Genomic DNA, 20,375 nt, shown 5'->3' on the forward strand with positions numbered 1-20,375 from the left:
GCTCATTCCCTATTTCGCTACGCCGGCACCACCACCTCCACCCGATGGTTTTGCTAACTTCACAGCCTTGCCAGCCAAATTACCTGCACCCGCAACACCTCTTGAAATGCTGCCAATGCTGCCTGGCAATAATGCATTAACAATTTCTGGAATCATGGAAGCTAAGTAGGCCAGAACGACCATTGAAAATGTGGCATACATGATGTATGCACTTGATGAAACTGAGCTGTCAGTTGCCCCTGTTGGCATGATGGCTGATTGAACAATCAATCCCATCATCACAGCTCCAACGATTTGATAGAAAGCTGCGATTATCATAAAATTCAGCCACTTATCGAAAAATGGCTTTGTAACGCTCCACACGCCCATGGCAATAAACAATGGCCCTAGTGCAAAGGCAATTGCCATCAGTACATTCCCAATGTTTGAGTACAAAACAAAGAAGAAACAAGCAACCAATCCGCAAATTATTGCAATTGCGGCTAAAAATAAACTGATCAGGGTGTATTGAAGATTCGCTAAAAATTGAGGAACGGTCAGAGGTAGATTTTTCAGAATACCTTTGAATATATTTGAAAACATATTCACCATCAATTGTGCTGGATTGGCGTGAGAGTCCATTAGCGACGAAGCTAAATCATCGGAAAATCCAGATAGGGCACTAACAATGGTTGCATAGTTTCCTGGTATCAGTAACGCCGCAAAAAAACCAATATTCAACATCGTCAGCAACCAGTCTTCGATTGCATGATGATGGCCACCGAGCGCAATTTTCATCCCTGAAAAAACCAATGCAATGACACCAAATCCCCATGCGAACAACAACGAATATTTTCTGATCCCTGGGGAATTTGAAACGTTTATGCCATCGACGCGAATCTTACGAAACGCGTCCACCACTTTCTTCATCCCCTCACTGATCGACTTCCCGATATCAAACGATGGACTATCACTAATATTTGTATCAGGAGTGTTATAAACAACATTTCCATTTACGTCAGTAATAATGTCGGCATGCACTCTAGGCATGACAATAGCCACAACTAAAGCAAAACACAGAACAACCAGCCTGTGATACTTCCAAAGAGTTTTCAACATACATTCACTTTGTTAGTCATACTTCAAAGAGGAATCCTGCGCCTTGACCCGTTCTTGTACCCATTTTTTGGCTTCATCAGACTTGGAAGCATCTTCATTATTTTTCAAAACCTGGTTGGCAGATGTCACCTCGGTGTTGGCTTTCATCGTCATTAACATCGCACCCTGCATTGCACCGAGATCACCTAACAGAACATTGGTTTTTTGTGCGGTTTCAAGCATGCCGCCTTCAATTGCGTTATCAGAAAGCACTTTGTCACGGTTTTTCTGAGCCTGTTCAATGGTCTTGGTCAGCGATTCACCTTGTTTCATCAAATAGGTTGCGTTAGCGTCGCGTTGTCGAATTAATTTTTGTTCACGGGCTAACCATGCCTCGGATGTCATCGCGGAGACATTGACCATTCGCTGTATCCCGGTAACGTAATCCCCATTCGATTGCAAAGTGGCATACAGCTGCTGACTAGCGCTTTTCAACTCCCGCATCGCGCGGAGTTCATTTTCAACACCAAGTGCCCGAGCAGCAATTCCTTCCGGTCCCATTTCTCGTATGTTTTGGATTGAATGCTTTAATTGGACTAATTGATTGATATACGATCGGTATGTGTTGAGTTCATTTTTGACCGCTGTCATTGCTGAGATATTGTTCTGAACCCAGTTACTTGGGTCCCAAACAACTAATGCAAACGCATTTGAGTAGGCACTCAGAGAAAGCATCAAAACCAAAGTTTTAATGCCCAAGCTAAACGTTTTGTTCGTTTTCATTTTTTACCCTCCAGTATCATTGCGTTGACATAAGCTTTTTCCCAACCCGGCTCTCGTCGGGAAAAAAAGGAATCAAAAATATTTTGTGCTCTCTCATCAGATCGGGTTACTGCAATGATTTCAGGCGGAAACCTCGCCTCAAATAAGCGGCTGACATCCGCAGTCACCCATAAATAATCTTTGTTGGGCGTGCCATTTTTTATGGCGTCGAATTGAGTTCTAGTCAATCCAAAAATATCCATATACAAGTTTTCACTTGCCGATTCGTTTGGCAAATAAATTTTATTTTTAAAATTCTCGTGAAGAATGCGGAACCCAGGAGCAGTCCGGATCTGTTCAAGCGACTGTGTGGCCAACCAGATGCTGGCATTCCGTTTTCTCAGCGTCACGGAAGCCGCTTTTAGTTTTTCGGAAAAAACTGGATGCGTCAGGAAGAATGAACCCTCTTCAACTTTGATATAGGTCGGACGAGGATCTTCGTCTTTCAGCGAGTCATAAATTCTGTAGAAAAAATAATCGATGGCAAGCGCACAAGCTTGAGGGTGATTGTCCATCAAATCACCCATTTCAATACAGACCTCATCCGTCAATTCAAAGGCGTCTTCCACATGATCGAAGAAGCGCGCATCCTTGCCTCCTTCAACCCATGGTGCAAGTTGATCCTTCAAATGCTGTGGCAGTAATCCTGCAAAATTTAATAAGCGATATCTGTCCGGAGAATAGCCGGCGAACAACGTTACTTTGGTGCTGATTTCAGTAATATCGGTTGCCGAACACTCATATCCGCCATAACTTTCAATGGCGTAGATAATCCAGTTCGTAACAAATGGAATATGACGCCTGTCTTTGAGCAGACACAGTGGGTTGGCTTTTGTCGCGGTTTCATAAATCCCGGTGACATCGATAAAGCGACCGCCATTCAATAGCGTAGGAATCCGGCATGATCTCTCGCGATCAAATGTGTAACGTCTTGGACGATATCGGTCTGTCTGGTAAGTCAAGAAATTCAGCCAAACAGACTTACCCCCACCCGTCGGTCCGATAGTCATTAAATTACCAGATCCTCCAGTGACATGGAAATTGACTTTAGTGAGGGTTTTAAAACGGCTTGGCAGAACAGTCAAAGCATATTGCGGCTCACCTGATTGCTTAGAGAGCCAATCATTCTGATCATCACCCGGCCAGGTTGTGCGGAGAGGGGCAATATCTGACATATTGGGCGTCGAGATAAGATGAAGTCTCTCTTGTTCGCGCCATTGTCCCGGCAAAGTTGAAGCAAATGCGGCTGACGCATTGGTCGTTTCGAGAATAGCACTTAAGCGTGAATTACCCAATTCACGCGCAACCTTTTCTACTACTCTCTCACAATGCTCTTGGGTATCACCAAAGCATAGAATGGTGGTATTGGCATAGCCAAACTGGAGATTTTCAGAAGTGATTCGTTTTAACGCTTCATCGGCCTCATTCGCCAATTGAACTTTCCCTGAATCGACTTCCTCATCCTCTTTCATCGCACGACGCAACAGGTTTCTCAAATTGATCTGAGAAAGATTGTAATAGCGCCGAAAACTCGAAATGATTTTATGCGCTGTACCTTTCCCCAGCACCCTGTACATCGTACTAATCGAAATTTCCTCATCGAGGGTCAACAGGGAATCCAGCATACCGCTGGTTGTTATACTTAATAACTCTTTGAAGGTCACTGCCGCTACATACTTATTACCGTAGGGAGATATAAAAAGGAGAATTGCTTTACCGGGGACGAATTCATTTTCGCACAATGCGTTATCCAGGATCGTTTCAGGAAACATGACCTCCCGGGCAGGTGTGGCCAAATTGACCGTCGAATGTAAGAAGGCAAACTGCTTGGTCAATTCCATCCGTTTTAGACCGAGTTTGGTTACGGCTCCCTCGAAGGAAGTTAATGTCGATTCGAATTCTTTGATATGGTTGGCCACTTGTTCGGCCTGGAACGCGTACACATTGCCCGAAAAGATGGTTTCTTTAATGGCTTGCAGAATGGAGGAAAATATTCCCTTTTCATTATCGAGATGAAGCTTTACCTTTTCAAAAAATTTATCCAGACCATTCGCAGGCGTACTCAGTACAGAAAGGTAATTTTTATTTTCAAAATATTTGCCAGATGACAGCGACGCCAAATGAACATCATTGACATATTTCGCAATGTTGTTTGTCATTTCACCGGGCATATTTGGTTTTGTGCGACGATGATCAACCCGCCACCAGAGGGTATTACCATCACCAAATTGCGAGCATGCAATATCTAAGTTATTCAGTGCGCCGTCAACAAAATCAGCATTTTTCTGATCGATGTCAATCCCGCCCACTTCGTAGCACGAGAGAAGTGAACCGTCTTTTTGCAGAACTAATCCAGGTGTAACCGGACAATTCCAAGGCAATAATTCAGTCAGTGAATTGACTTTCTTTTTCACAGCTTAGATCCTCTACAAAACCCGTATGAGCGTTCAAATCTCGTTGAGAGCGTGTTGGCAGGCAACGGAAAATATTCGTCGCCGTATCTGTTGTATGGTGAGGTGAGCCGAAACCAGTAGGGATCTTTCTCGCTGCGCTTTGATGCTATTCGCAACGCAAAACCCGCGATGGCCACCGAACAGCCAAAAACAACAAAACTGAAGGAAACCCACGTGAACAAGGCCACAACGAACATAATGAAATTGGCCAGTTTCTGGTCAGTACCAAAGCGCTCTTTGGGTTTGCTCACGCTATAAACAGGGTTAGTTCTCATCTCAACGGCTAATCGATGCGCAGTTAGAACCGACAGAACCTGGAATGAACTTATCCATAATCTTCGGAGCGGCAACCACAAAACCAATACCCAGCAATGCAGTACCAACAAGCTTTGCCATTTTTCCTTCCTCCATCGCCAACGCGAGCCCGCCAAGAGCAATCGCGCTGACACCGATCACCCATGCCCAAGGACCGATCAGGAAGGCAATGAATTGGCACATTACTACTGAGATTCCGTCAAACATTTTTTTCTCCTTTACATTCACACATTAAAAATTGGCTTTGTGACATACCGGCCATTTACAACATTCAACAACTGAATCATTTCGTTCAGATATCGAAACGAACTGGTTGGGGATTTTTGGAAGTGGATTACATAGTCAATACAGTTGGCGATATCCTGTCTGATGACTTCGGGAGGCATGCTAATTCCTGAAGGCAATCCGCGAGTGACCAGGTTCTCCAAGCGTGACAGCGTGAGATCAGCATTTTTGGCATGCAGGCTTGCAAAGCCACCGTCATGACCTGTGTTGAGGGCATCTAAAAAGTCCTTAGCTTCCCCGCCCCTCACCTCACCCACCACAATACGATCCGGCCGGAAGCGCAGGCATTGCTCAACCAGCAGCTGAGAGGTGACCCCTTGTGAACGATTGCTAAGTAGCCTTACCTTATTCGGTACTTTGACTTCGAGTTCGCGGGTATCCTCGATCGTGATGACTCTTTGAGAATTTGGAATAAATCCCATAAACATATTGAGCAATGAAGTCTTGCCCGCGTTTGTGCCGCCTGCGATCAGAAAATTTTTTCTTTTATTGATTTCCTGTTTGATAAACGCAATCAGTTCACTATTTTCTATATGCGGTGTTATCTGGATTTCTTCTTCACCCCGGTTTTTTTCTTGTGCAATACGGGTTCTATCAAATGACCCAAATTCCACATATTGCTCTGGGGCGTAGTTCGATTTACCGTGTTTGCGAATACAAATCGCGTCGCCGTCCATGGCGGTTGGATACATGATTGAAGCAATACGCAAGTTTTCGTATGCTGCGTTCACGATCCCTGATGCTGTTCCACCCACTGCTGCACTAATTCCTGAACCAGAGGCCAAATAGATGATCGCCATCCGAACCAAATTCGGCTCTATCACCACATCGGTTTTCTCCATTCTTCCATTACGTTCTATCCAGATAGACTCATGGTTATTCACCATGATTTCGGAAATATCATGGTTCTGAATCAATGGATTTAAACTTGCGATAGCATTCGTGAACTGCTCAAACGATGCTCGCTCAATGGGTCTGGTATGCATAGGAGTGAAGTTAATTTTTCTCCTATGATCCGCGATCAAACTGATAAGAATTTTCGGAAAGAGCTATCAATATCAATGCGAAACGTTTAATGACTGAGCAACATGGGAAATTCACCATAGAAATTTCCACCGTGGTGGAAATTTCTATGGTGAATTTCCCAAGTCAGATTTGTTTTTGACGAAAAAAAACCCCACGCTAGGTGGGGTTTGGTGTTTTGGTTTGATCAGTTTCTTGTATCCAAATAGACGGTTTGTCCAAAGGGCGCGGTGACGTTGCGTTTGTTACACAACCATAAAACTGGATACTCTGGCTGGATTTCTGGGAATGTCCCTTCCAGATCGGTCAGGATAATCAGGCCGGCAATTGGTGAATCATCCGTGCTGATCTGTTCAAAAATGGGTCTGAAGTCTGTACCTCCTGTTCCGATAGGCACCATTTTATCGATGAGGTCATTTCTTTCGTAAACCTCGATATTGTTGATTTTGTCATCAAAATGCAGAATTGTGAGTCGTTCTGGCCTGGTGTCGGCATGCAATCGCTTGATGAGATTGAATGCCTCGCCCATCTGAAAATCACTGACAGATCCGCTGCAATCATTGGCAAACACAATTGGCCCCAGCGATTCATCGGTCAGGGATGGTGCATAAAAGCCCTGATACAGATAGGTAAGATTTGCTTTTCTCCACGAATAATCATTCTGACTTACCGTGTGCATAAACATGTAGGTCAGGCTCTTGTAGTCAACATCAGGAGCGCAAACCTCCATGAAAGCCCGTTTGATTCCGCCCGGTAATTTGCCCTTGCCAGCAGCGATGCGCGCAGCACCCAAAGTAATTTGCTTCCACTTCTCCGGAAGCGTTTCATCTGGATTCTGACGTACTTCGCCAATATAAGGTTGAACTGATGGTTTGGAACCTTCAGGATCAGAACTGTCTGTTGGCGTAGTCTCATTGCGGTCAGTATCGCTCTGATCACCTTGAGATGTATTTGAATCGGCACCAGATGATTGTGGTGATGCAGTTGAGCTTTGATTTTCGCATCCCGCGTTTTGCTTTCCATCGGGTTTGGCTGATTGAGTTTCATTTTGCTGTTGGCAAAGCAGGTAGTAAACTTCTTCAGCAAATTTTTTACCGTATTCCGGATTGAGCAAAATCCCTTTAGGCAACTTCATCCCGTTTTCAATACACAAACTGTTAACAGGGTAGTCGCAGGCCTCGTTCCAAATTTCCGGATTTTTACCTATCCCCCGAAAACAGTGCCCGCTGATGACATGCTGTGTTTCATGCGCCAGAACACCAAGTAATTCCTCATCATCAAGAGAACTGGCATATTCCGGGTTATACCCGATGACTTCGCCATCTGTGTAAAATGTCTTGCAGGCTGGATCAGCAATCACCTCCAAATTGGCAGCTGCAACCCCCCAGTATGGGAAATCCAGGATGAGTCTGACCTTCTGATTGAGAATTCGTTTTTCGATTTGATTTGTGGACATGAATACCCCCCAAAAATAAAACCCGGCAGAGCCGGGTCTAAGGTTTGATGGTTTGAACTTTATGCGGCGAATGGGTCACTCGCTACGTCAAGCAACAATGAATTATCAAAAGGCATGTCGAAATAGTCCGACATGTTTTTTGCAATTTCGGTGGCTTTGCTACCAACATCAGCACGAATAGCGGCATCAGTGCGTAAAACATCTGCATTGAACACCGTCAACTCGCGTGAGGCGCGGTTTGCGATTTCCGTCAGATATTCATCCTCCGTGAAATTCAACTTGGGAAGTAAAGTGATAATTTCCCGAAGATTTTCAATGGAAGAATTGTAGAGTCTTCCCTCCGAGTTAACCCTTTGGGCTAAATGCAGAGTGGCTTCATATAAACGGCGCTGAAGGTCAAGATGTGCCAGTTTCAGAGAATCGTCAATATGGTCCTCGATCTCTTTACGAACGCGCTGAAGCTCGATTTCGGGCAACGAAACACCAAAACGTTCCGCATCAGGAAATGGTAAAACGCTGAAGCGAATTCCAAATTTCTTACGCAGATCAAATACGTCTGGATAATCCTCATCCAAAAAAAGCGGCCCAAGTCGTGATTGTGATTCACTGACAATATCTGGATATTCTTCAATGAATGTATCAACCAGGCGGTGGTATTCAATCGTTTTAGCACGAATTTTTTCGGCAAATTCCATATACACCGAAACAGGCATAAGCCGAACACCCAGCTGCTGGTATTCAAGCGTGCATTTGTTGAATTCCTCTCGAAGATTGGTTCCAAATTTCAGGATGGCATCAAATGATTCAGGCTTACCTGGCATCAATGCTTTATTGAATCGGCCCACCTTGCGAATCTGCACACTGTTTTCTACAGTTGCGGTCGCACGGTTATCAAAACGTCTGCCGGTCCATGCTGAAAAATTCAGACTGGCCAGCATCACATTTTCTTTGATTTTTGCATTTTGAGACATGTTTAAATTCCTTTTTTTATAAAGGAAACAATGCCTCCATTGGGAGGTTGTTTCCCAATGGGTGAAAATACAAATGGTTCTGCTATGCAGAGGACGATGCTAGTTACCTAGCAAAAAATCACATTACGACATGCCTGAGCATGTCGTAATAGGACTCAACCTGCTTGCCTCCCCACTAATAGCGAGGATTCAAGTTGCTTCTTAATTTCATCCAAAATATTTTTAGCGCGCCTTCTCGCAACTGGGTGCTGCATAAATGGTGTACACATGGTTTTGTTCAGCCAAAAAATTTCAATTTTATCGACGTTTTTAATATCACCAAAACGCAAGAAATTTTCGGATGCTTTTGAACCTACTGATTGAATAGTAATTGACATTTGACCCTCCGTTGAAAAAGTGAATAAGGCGATTCCCATTAGATTGATCCAATGGGAATCGCCCTACCCAGGAGGGCAAAGCGATTCAATTATCAGCGCGTAGCTTTACCAGCATACCCGGTGAAAGCCATTCCGAATTCTTCAGAAGTCATAATGGCCTGAAACGTCGGTTCCTGTCTTAAAGCCGGATGCTTCACAAAAATATCGTTGAGCATTGCTACGATAATTTCGCCTGGAAATTTGTCTTTCACTCTTTTTGCAAACGCATAAATATTCTGCAGATTATCTGCGTTGGCACGCGCACACAGCAGATTGCAGATAATCAGTTGAGTTTCAATTTTCTCAGGCAGTTTGACTTGTAACGGTGAGTCGATGACATCATCAATACTGGCTGGCAAATCATAATACAGACTGTTGAAATTCCAGAGATTTGACGCTTCGCCGATCCCGATGGCACCGCTAACGCAATGGAAGAGTGGCGACTTGGTAGTCTTCAACTCGATTTCACTCCCATCACATTCTTCGAGATAGTCATTAATCCATCCTCCGGCGTTAGCCCATGTCCTAGGAATGGCACAATTTGTCATATCCGCCGTTGGAATGAAATTGTTAAACGCGGGATTGCGGGTTCTTCCGCAGAAGTCTAAATATGCCAGGATAAAAGCAGGCATATTTTTAGGAATTGCGAAGTTACGTCGCCAGATTTCATATTCAGGTACCACATGAATAATCGTTTCGAATCGGGATTTCACCGGTTCGAGAATCCCACTGACATTGGCCTTATGTTCGCGTCCATTCGTGGCTGCGATGACATGTACACAATCTGGCAGGTATTGGCCTCCGCTTCCCCGTTCCAACAGCCAGGGCATATACGACGATTGCACTGCATTGTTGGCTTGACCCAGATCATCCAGAAACCACAAGGTAGGTCGTGTGGCAGTCAGTAATGCATGCATTTCACCAAGAGGAAGAAACTTGGCATGTGAATGATCAGGGGCAGGAAAGCCCAAACCCTTCGCATCTGTAGGATCTTTGATCGCGGGTGTCGTGACTACAAGATCATAGTTCACTGCTTTAGCAACAGCGTGTGTAATGGAGGTTTTACCGATACCAGGACTTCCGACCATCAGTACAGTCCGTTTATTCTTCAGCGACCGCTTGATGATCTGTTCGGCAATTTCTGTATTGACTGTGGATATTGATTGGCTACTCATTTGAGACTCCTATTAGAATTTAGGAATCTGCACCCATCGGGAAAAGATTCCCAATGGGTTGAATGTACCAAAGATAAGCAAAAAGCTTAACGATGCCGGTTTACCGACGATGATGCTTAATTCTCACACATAAATAGACGCCTGATTTTCAAATGGCCCCCTATTTACTCTATCTTTCAACAATACCTAGATTTGATTTGAAAGATGATAGGTGTCAAAAAAAAATACCTTTTTGCATATTGCACGCATTTTGCAGAATGCCCGGCGACAATTCGGCTTTTTTTATGCATTGGCCTATTCTTTTTTGTATCCTCAATCAAGGTTTCATCCTGATCCTATTATTTTTTAACACCACAAAAGGGAAATATGCATAAACCAATTCATATTTGTACCCGACTATCCCTTCGGAAAACGCATTTTCTAATTCCTGTGTGCGGCAGGCCAGCTCATCAAACGAAGGTCTGCATATGCCTATTCTTCTTTATCACCTTGCGTTGAAATTTGGCAATTCACTATTCATTTTTATGACCTTTTGAAAATGAAATCTGCATCAGGCTATTGTTTTTTATCACCGCCAAGCTTTTCCTACAGGGCCGTCACTGAATTTACCGATTTGAGTAACCTTGAATTAATCTAATGGTGATAAAAAAGAATAAGAGAGTGCTGATAATTCATTCCTTTCGAAAATTTTTAAGGTTCAAGCGGGTCTTTCTACAAAAAACTATTCTTTTTTAACACCTAACAAAGAAATCTGCAGAACGCTATTCTTTTTTATGACCGCCAGAAGGAAAATCAGCATTTTCTTATTCATTTTTATGACTCAAAAGGTCTATTGAAAGCAATAGGCTATTCATTTTTATACCCGCAAATTCTTTTTGTTTGTCCAGGGATGATTTACGATGCCTAAATCTGCAAATGCATATTCATTTTTATACCCGCTGTGAAGTTCTGACGTTAGCTATTCATTTTTATATCCTTCACCGGGCATTTCTGCAGCTGCCTATTCAAATTTGTAACCACAGGGGATTCAAATGTAATTACCTATTCAAATTCATCACCAAAGCTGACGTTTGCCAATTTAATGTTGTTATTATTGAATTCACATGTGGTAATTTCAGACCCATTTCAACAGTTATCCACAGCATCTATTCTTATTTATACCCAAAAATCATTGGGCTATTCAATCCACAGCCTGCATCTATTCTTTTTTATACCCGAGCCTATTCTATCCACAACCCTCACCTATTCATTTTTGTACGTCCCCTATTGTTTTTTATCACCTAACCCTCGTGAAACCCGCATGAATAAACGATCTACAGTTCCTATATGTTGTAAACGTTTGTAAACGTATTTATATTCTTGTAAACAACTAAGCTGTTTTTTTTAAAACGAAAATCAAAAACTAACATTGACAACAACGCGTTAAGGTGACAATCTGCATGCAGAATATAACTTCTGATTAATGATATGAGCGTACTCATTCCTTCACTGCCAGATAAAGCATTTAACGAACAAATCACATTGTTCTCAGGCCCACCTAACATATTAAAAAAACCGATACAGGCGACGCACATCATTGTCAGGAATGGTGTGATGACTGGTATGCAGAAGAAGGCATTTGATTTTTTGCTGAAGAAAGCAAAGGATTCAATGGAAAAGCAACGAGAGGAAGCCGGGTCCAACTTAAAATATCCGATTGAGTTTTCTGTGAACCGGCTTCAGCTTATGAATTACATGGGTTACCAGGGATCAAATAGAAAACCATTCAAAGATGCACTAAAAAAAATGCAGACGCTAACGGTGGAATGGGATGTCCTGCATAACGACAAAAACTTCAGCTGGGAGTCCTGCGTACTCTTACCTTGGATCAAAATAGATAGTGATATGGTGTTTTATTCCTTTACACCTCATATTCAACCCATGCTGTTTCAGAACACCTTGTATTCCAAGCTGAATCTCCATATTCAAGGACTGTTATCAACCGATCCGGGCATCAAATTATATGATTGGGTGAACCGATATCGCGACATCAAATTTTCAAACAAAGAAACATGGCAATTCTGGCGGACAGTCTTGCATGGTGAAGTCGATGATAAAAGTTACCTTAACCAGTACAAGATTTTTAAGAGAATCAAACTGGTGCCAGCAATCAACGAAATTAATCAAATTTCAGATATTTCGATTGAGCTGATTGAGGATACAAACGGTTCAAGAATGGTCCAATTTTTGCAGTTTAAGATCGATGTAAAACCTCAATTTAAAATTGAGGATGACATGACTAAATCCCCTTTCACCGTGCATGATTTGAATTTGGAATTTGAGGAATTAGGTATTACTCGCCACTATGCAACCAAGCTGAGGAAGCAATTTCCGATTAATCGAATTCTAGCCAATATCGAATATCTCAAACAGAGACTAAATTCTAATTCAACGCCAATTACTAATCGTGGCGCTTACCTGTTCGCTGCATGTTCTAACGACTATGCGTCGGTCAACAATGCCATAGAAACCAAGGTTGATGAACCATCTGTCGATGTATCTGCAGAAGGAATTGTGCAGGCATTCAACAAGCAACGGGTTGATGACGCGATCAATATGTTCAAAGAAATGGATATTGCAGATCAGGAAAAAGAAATACAGATCTACAACGAAACGTTGCTGAATAAGGCAGCAGCAGTACCAGATGAATCAGGTTCACGCCAAAACAGACAGATGATCCCCTTCTTCAAGTGGTTAGCTGAAAAGACCTGGGGTGAGCCAACACCAGAAGAACTGATCAAATTCACTCTGCTTCTGAAATAGGATTGTTAACTGACTGCTACAAAGTATTCCCCGGACCCAAAGCCATCAGAAAAATAGCAGGGACATCTTTGATGTCTCTGCTATTTTTTCCATTAGTGGACTTCAAATTTGGATTTTAAATCATTCAAAATTTCAGCCCGTTTTACCGGGTCAGCAATATTGACCTGCAACATAATCTTGCCAGAGCCAAAGTCTTTGATATATCCACATTTCTGATTGTCACTCACAATCTCGTATTGTCTTGGATTTTCTTTTTTCTTTCTCTGTTTAGGGTGTTCTAATGTCTTCCGCATTTCTTCAATCGCGGTATTTGACAATTCACCTTTATAAATTTTCTCTGCAATTTCAAGGATCGTTTGAGTATCGGTCAACTTTGAAATCAAAACCAGCTGGTACATCGAACCTAGTGGAAAATATTGGACACCTTTTTCCCGGCAAAAATCAACCACAGCTTGAGGTAATTCAAGAATTTTTAATGTCTTATTTACGTTTGGTAGTGAGATACCGGTAGATTCAGCAATTTCTGTTTGATTTTGAAACAAATTTTGATCAAGCAGACTCTTCCATGAAAGGGCATTATCAATTGCTGATTGATCTTCACGTTCTGAATTTTCTTTGAAACTAATTCGGTACAAATCTTGATCAGTCAGGTTTTCATGAATCATAAGATCCATAGTAGGATACTTTGCAACCCCAATGCCTTTCCATCTGTAGTGCCCGGCCGCAAGCACATATCTACCATTACGGATGGTGGCGATACCAGGTTGCAATTGGCCTTCTGCTTGAATTTCTAGGGCCTTTTGATGAACTTTTTCTGGGTGGTAAACCTGCCGTGCATTAAACGGATTCGCATCAATTTTTTCATATGGCACTTTAGCAAAATATGGTGCCATTTTCGGGATTGATAACGAATCACTTTGTAACTTATGTAAATCAGGAATATCTTGCAGGTTATGAGATTTATTTTCTGTTGGAATTGGTTCAGAGAACGCTGTTTTCTTCACCTGAACGATTTCATTGCCACTATTTAATAGACGGACTGTACTGTCATATTTGGATGCAACATCTTTCGCATTAGATGCGTTCAGTCTTAACTTTTCGGCTTTGCTTGCCATAATCTACCCCTTTTATTTTAGAAGTTTCAAGATTTCATCAACAACTGACCGAACTTCATTTGCTGCAGCAGATTTTGGTGCCATCGCTGTTATGCACGTATATAGCAGCTGAGATTCGGCGTAGGCAATTCGATCACTTAACATAGACTTCATGGCTTTGATATCGCCATCAGTAGTAATTTGCTCCATGCATATTTTATATGCAGTGCCGCGGCCTACACGCGATGGAAGTATTGCTACCTTTAGTGGCGGAATTTGTGAGTCATCTGCTCGTTTTAATTCACGCTCAGCTATTGCCTTACGCGCCAGATCAATAGCAAGATTTGACGCCCAAATATTTGCCGGGTCCGGCATCACTGGAATAATTCCCAAATGGCTGTGCAATAAAGCCTGCCACGGTATTTGCGAATCAATTGCAGGAGGGCAGTCGATAAGAATGTATTTGTAATTCTTTATATGCTTAAAAAGTTCGTTTCGCATATTCACCCCCGCGCTTGCCAGTGAAATTACTGTCGCTGGAAACGGTTTAGATGACGGTGCATTTGAACTCCAGATTGATCCCGTTCCCTGGATATCCATGTCAATTACAAGAGTAGGATTCCCGCGCAACCCTAATTCTCCGGCGACCTGCATTGTATCCTGCGTTTTAGCACAACCACCTTTTTGATTAAAAACGGCAATAATTTTTGCAGTCATTTTTCCCCCAATGTACTTTCAAGCTTGAAAGTAAAGTCAACACCAATTGATCGAAGTCCGCATCTTCAAATGCGAATTTATATAACCTCAGAGATACACTGAGCATAATATTTTAATTCTCAAATACTAGCAATGATTTAACCGTGTTCATTCAATTTCTAAATAGCTGTATCGAACGGGGGGAGTGGACTTTCAAGCTTGAAAGTCGGCATTTGGCATTCGTTGTAATACTTCAATGACATTAAATTTAATGTCCCGCGAATACAGAGGCTTGCATGGTATTGGTTTAGTTTTGGAGATCAGTAAGGTGTGAATAAGGTATTTACAATGTGTCGATGCATTGTTTGCGCAGAAAGCCGCAGTTAATGGTGATTGACTGTGAGTGGTTCAGCTGAGGTGTGATTGGAAGGGTGTTCACTTTCAAGCTTGAAAGTGAGAAGGTGAGAGAGTTGCAATAAGAGGTTTCATAGACTATATTAGCAAATGTGAGACTTATATAATAAGTGATTCACGTAATTTACATAACTTTCAACAGGGAGCTACAATGGATCAAGTTAAGATTGCAATCGATGATGGTCACGACACTATGAAAGTATGTTTTGGATTTGATGAAGCAAATAATGAATACCAATGTGTCAGTGTGAAGTCTCTGGCCATAAGAGGGATGCAACAAATTGCGAGTTTGAACAAAGAGGCCCCTGTTTATGCTGCAGATGGCGAGACTTTCACTATGGTTCCTGATAACGCGCTTGGGCGACACTTGGATACCAGGTTCATTGAATATCCAAAATCTGCTTTGAATCGCGTTCTTGTTCATCACGCCTTGGTTGAATCAGGTATGGGGGGGAGGGCGGTGAATGTGGTAACCGGCTTGCCCGTAGATCAATACTACAAAGGCGGGAAGAAAAACATTGAATTAATTAACGCAAAAATAGCCAATATTTCCAAACCAGTAAATGTCATTACCAAAAACATTTCGCTGGCTAATATTGTCGAAAACAGGGTTATGAGTGAGGCAATTGCAGCAGTTTTTGACATTGTTTTCAATGGTGATGGCTCAGAAAATATTGAAACTTTCGAGTTGATTTCTCGCAGGCCGATTGCTGTCGTTGATATGGGTGGTAAAACACTGGACATTGCAACGATCATGGAAAACATTGACGGTATTTATTATGACCGGTCGGGTACCGAAAATATTGGTGTTCTCCGTTTGAAAGAGGAAGTTGCAAGCAAACTGAAAAACAACTTCACTTTAAACAATGAACCTCCGTCTAAGTACGTGGAGGAAGCAATTAGAACAAAACAATATGAGGTGTTTGGTGAATTGCATGATATTTCAGAGCTGATTGAATCGGTATGCAGAGAGTATGTGGTTGCAATTCAAAATGCGATGCTTAAACGGATTGGTGACGGCTCCGATCTGGGGGCTGTAGTGTTCGTTGGTGGAGGGGCCGCATTGCTTCAGTCGGTATTTGGGTCAGCAATTTTTTCTGAAATTTACCAAGGTCGATGCATTATCCCGAATCATCCGCAATTTTCAAACGCCATTGGTATGTGGAAATACGCTACATTTGTTGCCGTTGAATCTGTGAAGTCCACACATGAGGCTGAGGCAGCAACCGTTGATTGAAAATTTCGAAAACGCGAAAGACTAGATTTTCAAGATTATGAAAACTAAAAAGCAATTTACAGTTTATTTGGATTCGCTGGACCCCATCCATCAGAAAATTATCGCAGAAATTGAAGGCTTGAAAGGATATTCAAGGCAAAATTTTATTAGAGAAATTTTCGATATTGGATATATTGCCCGGCAGTTAGGTTATGGCGCACTGAATGGACAGTTATTGCACAAGTCTTTCGCGATCACGCAAGAGAATTGTTTCTATCATAGCGGTGGAAGTTCATTCCAAAAACCAAAATATCAAATGCCAAGCAGTATAGATTCAACGGTGTATGAAGAAGGAATGATGAATGGATTTGAAAAACATTCTCAAGCAATTGCTAATCAGGAAAATTCAGCAAGTTCAGTGGCTAAAGGGCAGGGGACATTGAGAGATAAATTGAGAAAATTAGCCGATTGAGCAGCTGCGCTTCAAAGCCCATCGTTCAGGGGAGGATTTAATCCTCCCCTCTTACTTTTTATTGAGCGCCGAAATCGAGAAAAAAGATGCCGGACTAACGCTTGTACAGAAGATCCATTGCAGCATTGATTTCAGCATTTTTTACGGATGATTCTTGATTGATATAAACGCTTGTGGTGTCCACAGATTTATGACGTAAATTACTCTGCATCGTCTGTATACTCACGCCAGATGCAAGCATATGTGTAGCACATGTATGTCTTAACCAGTGCGTAGAGCCACTTTCAATTCGTTTTGCCATCTCACGAAGGCTAAACGCATATTCAAAATTTTGATTCTCTTCGGCTACTCGAATGTCTTCCTTGAGCGGTAAGATAGCCTTTTTGAAAAATTGCTTTAGCGACTGGTAGATTGCACTACTTTGCAATTTGTCATCGGCAATATCCACAACAACCTCAGTGTCCTCATCGAGAATTGATTTGCCTTTGCGCATGGCCGATTCACGATGTCTGCCAATGAGGTAGGTATTTTCCGGACACTGAAAGCGGTTTTCAAGTCCACGCTTATGCAAATATCGATCTAATTCATTCAGGCATTTATCACTGAGAGTGACGTTCCCTTCTATATTTCCCTTGCCAACTACGACTAACTCATAATCAGGTTTAAGACCAGATTGCACGTACTGAACCCGTTTGATATCAGAAATGCGAGCGTTCACAATCTCACTTAAACGGAGGCCGGTGCCATGCAAAAAAATCAGAATGAATCTCATGCGGTCGTACTTACTGTCACGCTCCTGGTTCTCTAAGAAATTTAGCAAATAATTCCATTCATAAAACGAGAATGCACGTGTAACGGTTTGACGTGAAGATTTCTTTGTCAAGGGAACACTTTTCCATGGATTGTGTTGAAGATACCCAACATCGAGAAGCCATGAAAATAAAGAGCGCACGATCGTTACTGCTTGATGAATGCTTGCATTGGTAAGTTTGCCTTCAAAGGGACGCCATTTGGGATCTGAGCGTTCCAGGAACCGGGGGGCCGTCCATGCGCTGCAGGGCATTTTAAATGGCCAGCCGGGGGGAGAGCTTGGGTCTGAATCTAATAGGCTCAGAAAGAGTATGTAGTCGCTACATTCGTCCCCGGTGACAGATGACAGAGGGATTTGCTTTTCAAGGATAGCCCAAAGCAGAAATCGTTCAGCTTCTTTTCTATAATTGCGCCAGGTGTGGCTATTGGGTTTTGTGCGGATTTTCAACCATTTGTGAATGGCATCGTAATCGTCAACAATATTCGTCCAATTGCTGGGATTGCGATTTTTGCCGGCAACGCCTGAAAACTGGTCCGGAAGCATTAAATATTCAATTGGCACCATACCAAATTGTTTTGCGCGCACTTCAGCAGGCTCAAGCGTTTTCAAAGCTGAACTTTTAACTGATGATCGTTTACCAACACGGATCTTGATTGACTCTTGCACAGACTCTGTATTGAGCCATGCAATGATTTGCGCAGCTGCCTTTTCGCCGATTCGAGGAACCAAGCGCCACCAGCGGTATCCGTGAGAATTGACAAAGGCGATCAGCTGGCCAATGTTCTCTATCTGAGCCACTTGAAGGCGATCGGCCAGTACAGGGTCTAACCAGCCGTGTAATGAATCACTTTCAGTGGGAGCAACGCCGAGCAATTTTTCAAAATAGAATAGGGCGTCGATTTGCTTTTTCCTGAGCCGTTCATTTCGTGTGCTTTTCCGATCAACCTTGCCTGATATTCCTCCAAATTCCTCCTGGAACATTTCGATAAGTTCTGATTCTCCGTACATTTCATAGGGATCACGTTCTTCACGGAATTCCTCCAGCGTCGGCAAATGTTTTTGATTTGCCACGACCAATTTATCCGGGTTGATCAGAATTACCCTGGGGTTTGGGACTTTCGAGGATCGCTTGGCCACAACCATCAATTGATCACGAATCCACTTCAGGGTTGTTTTCGCTATTCTCAGATCGCTATCCGGTTCAACCGCAGTTTCAAGATATCGTTGAGAAATATCACCAATATCAAGTCCCTCTAAATAAGCCCGAAGGAAAGCCAGGTGGTGCTTCCCTATGCGAATAAGAACGGTTCCTTGATGAATCCACGATTTTTTCATTTTTTATCTCTCAAAATGCGAATACCTTGTCAATACCTTACTGGTACCTTATTTGGGGTGAGTCTCACTATGGACTATGAGTTTGCATTCGTTGCGCACGCGCAAAATTTCCAAAGGGACTCTGGAGCCGTACCCAATTGACCTCAAAAGTACAGAGTTAGCTGAACAAAATTCAGAGTTCAGTGAATTTCAACCTGATTTTCATCCGGCGAGTTCCAGATTTACATCCACTAAGTATCCACATTTAGTTCGCCGGACGTCGATGGTCAGCTTGACTTCGACCCACAGTCCATCATCCCGAAAACGGGGAATTTGAGGACTGCTTATTCGATTGCATGAGCGAATGGCAGTGGGACACTTTGTCTTCCCAAAATTGGGAGAGATTTACTTCAACTGATGACAAGCGAAAATCTGTTGCAATATCAAGCACTTAGATACAGGTCGCTTTTTTTAAGCCTATTTTATCACAATAAAATAACATAGATGATTATTAGGATAATCAATAATAGACAGAAAAGCGTTTTTCATATGGACTCTTAGATTCGGTTAGTTTGCATAAAACTGTTCCCGTTTTGTGCAGAAAGTTGTTCTTGGCACGGCTTGCTGTGGCCGCCAGCGCCTATTCTTGTTAGGGATTGAGCCGAGATAAGGGTAAAAATAGCCCATAACACTTTTGGTTATAAAAAACGTGTTTTTAATAACCAAAACCTGTTACACGAAACCACTTTCGTCAGCGGCAGATACAATTTTACGCAACGGAATTTTGCATAAATATGTTCCTGGCTGGGCAGAGAGCATCCCATAACCGTTCTCGATCGGAACAAAATTATGCAAACTAACGATTCGCGTATATAGAACTTATTTTGTAAATGCCATAGTTCGGGCAACGTCACGCGCAAGGCGATTTGTATCCAACAAAAGAAAATTTAGCAGATAACAGATCCAAAGCAAGGAAAGTAATAAAAACCCTCATATTTCGCTGATTCAATCGCTTGCGCGGCAAATTCAGGGCGGGAGATATCAAGGCTCTCAGAGAAAGTCATGCTTCAGAGTAATCTCAAAATGCTTTAAGCAGATTTTGGAAAACACATCGGCTGGCATCCTGATTTTCCCCCTTTTTTGATCTATTAATTGGCCAAGCATATCGGACATAATGGCCAGATCCTTTTGAAGGTCAAACAAGCATTCAGAAGCTGGCTGGGGCCAGGAGTTATTGGGATTTGGCTTTGTTACTTGTCTGTTTTTTTGACGAAGCCGGTATTCCTTTGCCCGCTGTGCATCACTTTTGGCTTTGCTGTGCCCCGGCGTCAGTGTAGGTCTTCCCCTCTTCCTTTTTTCAAGCTTTATTACGGGATTTATATCACTTCCTGTATTCATAGTTTCGACCTATCGAATTGGCTCATTAGGAATCTATGACCTTACTATATTTATTTGTGATGCGTCACGAATAAATAAAAAAAACCTCCCTGAATAGGGAGGTTTGTTGTTTGATTTAACAGATTGCGCTATTCATCCTCCCCGTTCAGGGGGAGGATGAATAGC

Annotated in this window: 16 protein-coding genes; 3 read left to right on the plus strand and 13 right to left on the minus strand. The window is 42.5% G+C overall.

Translation table 11 applies throughout. The features are described from left to right. Positions 1–9: 9 nt before the first annotated feature. The 9 genes from HV832_RS14360 to HV832_RS14400 all read right to left on the minus strand — a co-directional run bounded on the left by HV832_RS14360 (position 10) and on the right by HV832_RS14400 (position 9,993). Positions 10–1,098: a TrbL/VirB6 family protein gene (locus tag HV832_RS14360; RefSeq protein ID WP_176804545.1), complete on the minus strand. Its 1,089-nt coding sequence runs from the start codon at positions 1,096–1,098 to the stop codon at positions 10–12. A 12-nt stretch (positions 1,099–1,110) separates the two neighbouring features. Continuing rightward, positions 1,111–1,860 (minus strand): hypothetical protein, encoded by a 750-nt coding sequence (locus HV832_RS14365; RefSeq protein WP_176804546.1) that lies wholly within the window; start codon positions 1,858–1,860, stop codon positions 1,111–1,113. Beyond that, positions 1,857–4,313, minus strand: a complete 2,457-nt coding sequence (locus HV832_RS14370; RefSeq protein WP_176804547.1) for a VirB4 family type IV secretion system protein — start codon at positions 4,311–4,313, stop codon at positions 1,857–1,859. The genes HV832_RS14365 and HV832_RS14370 overlap by 4 nt, the downstream gene beginning before the upstream one ends. A gap of 315 nt (positions 4,314–4,628) precedes the next feature. Continuing rightward, positions 4,629–4,874, minus strand: coding sequence for a hypothetical protein (locus HV832_RS14375; protein ID WP_176804548.1), 246 nt, complete (start codon positions 4,872–4,874; stop codon positions 4,629–4,631). 17 nt (positions 4,875–4,891) lie between these two features. After that, positions 4,892–5,938 (minus strand): TadA family conjugal transfer-associated ATPase, encoded by a 1,047-nt coding sequence (locus tag HV832_RS14380; protein ID WP_176804549.1) that lies wholly within the window; start codon positions 5,936–5,938, stop codon positions 4,892–4,894. Positions 5,939–6,162: 224 nt separating this feature from the next. Further along, positions 6,163–7,431, minus strand: coding sequence for a vWA domain-containing protein (locus HV832_RS14385; RefSeq protein ID WP_176804550.1), 1,269 nt, complete (start codon positions 7,429–7,431; stop codon positions 6,163–6,165). Between the two features lie 59 nt (positions 7,432–7,490). After that, the gene (locus tag HV832_RS14390; RefSeq protein ID WP_176804551.1) at positions 7,491–8,402 is read right to left on the minus strand and encodes a hypothetical protein; all 912 of its coding nucleotides are present in this window, start codon (positions 8,400–8,402) and stop codon (positions 7,491–7,493) included. Between the two features lie 155 nt (positions 8,403–8,557). Continuing rightward, entirely contained in the window at positions 8,558–8,779 is a 222-nt protein-coding gene (locus HV832_RS14395; RefSeq protein ID WP_176804552.1) for a hypothetical protein, read from the minus strand. Positions 8,780–8,871: 92 nt separating this feature from the next. Next, entirely contained in the window at positions 8,872–9,993 is a 1,122-nt protein-coding gene (locus HV832_RS14400; RefSeq protein WP_176804553.1) for an ATP-binding protein, read from the minus strand. 1,467 nt (positions 9,994–11,460) lie between these two features. On the opposite strand from HV832_RS14400, the gene HV832_RS14405 reads away from it, so the two are divergent. Continuing rightward, on the plus strand, positions 11,461–12,795 hold the full coding sequence (locus HV832_RS14405) for a replication initiation protein (RefSeq protein WP_176804554.1): 1,335 nt from the start codon (positions 11,461–11,463) through the stop codon (positions 12,793–12,795). Between the two features lie 92 nt (positions 12,796–12,887). On the opposite strand, the gene HV832_RS14410 is transcribed toward HV832_RS14405, so the two are convergent. Both HV832_RS14410 and HV832_RS14415 read right to left on the minus strand, forming a co-directional pair. Continuing rightward, a complete protein-coding gene (locus tag HV832_RS14410) occupies positions 12,888–13,910 on the minus strand; it encodes a ParB/RepB/Spo0J family partition protein (RefSeq protein ID WP_176804555.1) in 1,023 nt (340 codons plus the stop codon). A gap of 12 nt (positions 13,911–13,922) precedes the next feature. Beyond that, a complete protein-coding gene (locus HV832_RS14415; protein ID WP_176804556.1) occupies positions 13,923–14,606 on the minus strand; it encodes a ParA family protein in 684 nt (227 codons plus the stop codon). Positions 14,607–15,150: 544 nt separating this feature from the next. On the opposite strand from HV832_RS14415, the gene parM reads away from it, so the two are divergent. Beyond that, positions 15,151–16,236 carry a ParM/StbA family protein gene (gene parM, locus HV832_RS14420; RefSeq protein WP_176804557.1) on the plus strand — a complete coding sequence of 362 codons (1,086 nt, stop codon included), beginning with the start codon at positions 15,151–15,153 and terminating at the stop codon, positions 16,234–16,236. A gap of 37 nt (positions 16,237–16,273) precedes the next feature. Next, positions 16,274–16,687 carry a hypothetical protein gene (locus HV832_RS14425; protein WP_176804558.1) on the plus strand — a complete coding sequence of 138 codons (414 nt, stop codon included), beginning with the start codon at positions 16,274–16,276 and terminating at the stop codon, positions 16,685–16,687. 94 nt (positions 16,688–16,781) lie between these two features. On the opposite strand, the gene HV832_RS17520 is transcribed toward HV832_RS14425, so the two are convergent. Next, the gene (locus HV832_RS17520; RefSeq protein WP_176804559.1) at positions 16,782–18,833 is read right to left on the minus strand and encodes a phage integrase family protein; all 2,052 of its coding nucleotides are present in this window, start codon (positions 18,831–18,833) and stop codon (positions 16,782–16,784) included. A 1,029-nt stretch (positions 18,834–19,862) separates the two neighbouring features. Next, positions 19,863–20,210 carry a hypothetical protein gene (locus HV832_RS14435; RefSeq protein WP_176804560.1) on the minus strand — a complete coding sequence of 116 codons (348 nt, stop codon included), beginning with the start codon at positions 20,208–20,210 and terminating at the stop codon, positions 19,863–19,865. Positions 20,211–20,375 lie beyond the last annotated feature (165 nt).

Origin of the sequence: Cognatundibacterium oligocarboniphilum (genome assembly GCF_013377855.1) — a bacterium.
In the GTDB taxonomy this organism is placed as follows: Bacteria; Pseudomonadota; Gammaproteobacteria; order Burkholderiales; family Burkholderiaceae_D; genus Undibacterium; species Undibacterium oligocarboniphilum.